The sequence below is a fragment of the Ruminococcus champanellensis 18P13 = JCM 17042 genome (assembly GCF_000210095.1).
GTDB lineage: Bacteria > Bacillota > Clostridia > Oscillospirales > Ruminococcaceae > Ruminococcus_F > Ruminococcus_F champanellensis.
Genome location: NC_021039.1, coordinates 279,926 through 282,486, shown reverse-complemented (window position 1 = coordinate 282,486; position 2,561 = coordinate 279,926). Strand labels below are relative to the sequence as shown.

General features: G+C 51.9%; 2 protein-coding genes. Both read left to right on the top strand.

The window, feature by feature from the left end; all coding sequences use genetic code 11:
• The first annotated feature begins 149 nt into the window (after positions 1-149).
• Positions 150-917, top strand: coding sequence for a pseudouridine synthase (locus tag RUM_RS01245; protein ID WP_015557414.1), 768 nt, complete (start codon positions 150-152; stop codon positions 915-917).
• 116 nt (positions 918-1,033) lie between these two features.
• Positions 1,034-2,173 (top strand): ABC transporter ATP-binding protein, encoded by a 1,140-nt coding sequence (locus tag RUM_RS01240; protein WP_015557413.1) that lies wholly within the window; start codon positions 1,034-1,036, stop codon positions 2,171-2,173.
• Positions 2,174-2,561 lie beyond the last annotated feature (388 nt).

The window sequence follows — 2,561 nt, the reverse complement described above, 5'->3', positions numbered from 1 at the left end:
AGTCATATGCATCTCCCCAAGACATCGGTAAACCCGTACTGCGTAGGTGGTTTGGTTAAACAAATGGAGCAACGGAACAGAAAACCAATCCAAAGAAAGGGCGGCGGGCGGGACATTCTGTTTCAATTTACGCCGGAAGGAGTACAAATATGCGGCTTGACAAATGTATTGCAGATCACAGCGCCTATTCCCGGAAGGAGGTCAAGGAGCTGCTGCGCCGGGGCAGCGTCCGGGTCAACGGTGCGCCGGAACAGGATCCGGGGCGGCAGGTGGATCCGGAGGGGGACGAGATCATGCTGGCAGGGGTGATCCTGCCCACCGCCCTCCATCGCACCTACATGCTCAACAAGCCCAAGGGCTGCATTTCCTCCACCCGAACCGGAAAAACCAAGACGGTGGTGGAGTTCCTGCCGCCGGAGCTGCGGAAGGGGATCTTCCCTGCCGGGCGGCTGGATGTGGACACGGAGGGCATGCTGCTTCTGACCAACGACGGAGACCTTGCCCACCGGATTTTATCCCCCCGGCGGCACATCCCCAAGTATTATCTTGTGCAGCTTGCCAAGCCGGTTGTTGAAAAAACTGTTGAAACTTTTGAAAACGGGGTGGTGCTGGAGGATGGTACCCGGTGCCTGCCGGCAAGGGTGGCAGCATTGCCGGGCGTGGAAAATACGGCGCTGGTGGAGTTACATGAAGGGAAATTTCACCAGGTGAAACGTATGTTCGCCGCTGTGGAAAACCATGTGGAACAATTGCTCCGGGTGCAGATGGGAGGTCTGCCCATCGACGTAAAATTGGGAAAAGGAGACTATCTGTTGCTTTTGCACAAAGATATCGAGCGGCTGTTTAAAACTCCCGATTTTTCCGAGGTGCTGCGATTTTGCGCTTGTTTTTTTTGTTCATATTGGATAAATGAGTAACTTGAACTTTGGGTAATTAGTGACTTGCAAAATGCCGTGAAATTTGGTATGATAAATGCATAGCTTATTCTGGGGGACAGAATAATAAAATTTTGATAATTGGAGGACTGGAAGAAATGGCAGGTTTGTCTTTGCGCGGGATTTATAAAAAATATCCGGGTGGCGTCGTAGCTGTTTCAGACGTAAATCTGGAAATCAGAGATAAGGAATTTATCGTATTGGTAGGGCCCTCTGGCTGTGGTAAGTCCACAACCCTGAGAATGATCGCTGGTCTGGAGGAAATTTCCGAGGGCGAGCTGTACATCGGCGACCGTCTGGTAAACGACATTGCGCCGAAGGACAGAGATATCGCAATGGTGTTCCAGAACTATGCGCTGTATCCCCACATGACCGTATTCGAGAACATGGCGTTCGGTCTGAAGCTCCGCAAGGTGCCCAAGGATGAGATCGCCCGCAAGGTAGAGGAAGCTGCAAGAATCCTGGATCTGACCCATCTGCTGGACAGAAAGCCGAAGGCCATGTCCGGTGGTCAGCGTCAGAGAGTTGCGCTGGGTCGTGCAATCGTGCGTCAGCCCCAGGTATTCCTCCTCGACGAGCCGCTGTCCAACCTGGACGCAAAGCTCCGTGCCCAGATGAGAACCGAGATCTCCAAGATCCACAAGAAGCTGGGTACTACATTCATTTATGTAACCCACGACCAGACCGAGGCAATGACCATGGGCGACCGGATCGTTGTTATGAAGGATGGTTTTGTTCAGCAGATCGATACACCGCAGGTGCTGTATGATCAGCCGGTCAACAAGTTCGTTGCTGGATTCCTGGGTTCTCCCCAGATGAACTTCATCGAAGCAATGCTGCACCAGCGTGACGGCAAGTATGTGGTTGAGTTCGGCTCCAACGACACAAAGACTACCCGCGGCGTGAAGTATGAGATCGTAATTCCGGAGGCTAAGGTCAATGAGAACCTGGCGCACTATGTGGACAAGGAAGTCATCCTGGGCATTCGTCCGGAGAACGTACATGATGAGGAAATGTATCTGTCCAATGCAACTACAGGCGTCATCAAGTGTACTGTGGATATCACTGAGCTGATGGGCGCAGAGACCTATCTGTACCTGACCTGCGAGGGTTATCCGCTGACTGCTCGTGTATCTCCTCGTTCCACTGCTCGTCCCCAGGACGAGATCGATATTGCCATCGATCCGAACCGGATTCACCTGTTCGACAAGGAAACCGAGAACACCATTATGAACTAATCCTTCCAGAGGATGCGCACCCCCGGTATTTCCGGGGGTGTTTTTGTTTATTGCCTGCTGTGGGTTTCTTTTGTGTTGTTTCATTTGTTGAACCGAGCCATTTACGCAGTAGAGGTTTACCGGTGTATTGGGGAGATGCGTGTTGTTCTATTTGATGAACCGGATGGGTCACGCATGACCCATCTACCGGTGTCTTGGGGAGATGTGTATGACTCTATCTCCTTAACCAAATGGGTCACGCATGACCTCCTTACTGGTGTCTTGGGGAGACAACCCAGGGAGTATATCATACTCTACCTACTTAACCGGATGGGTCACGCATGACCCATCTACCTTTCAGTGACCATCTTTTCTGGGCTTGTCCTTTATGCTCTGCGTGCTCCACCTA

Excerpts from the sequence above, each read along its gene's own strand:
- RUM_RS01245 (WP_015557414.1), top strand. The coding sequence starts at position 150 with ATGCGGCTTGACAAATGTATTGCAGATCACAGCGCCTATTCCCGGAAG.
- RUM_RS01240 (WP_015557413.1), top strand. The coding sequence starts at position 1,034 with ATGGCAGGTTTGTCTTTGCGCGGGATTTATAAAAAATATCCGGGTGGC.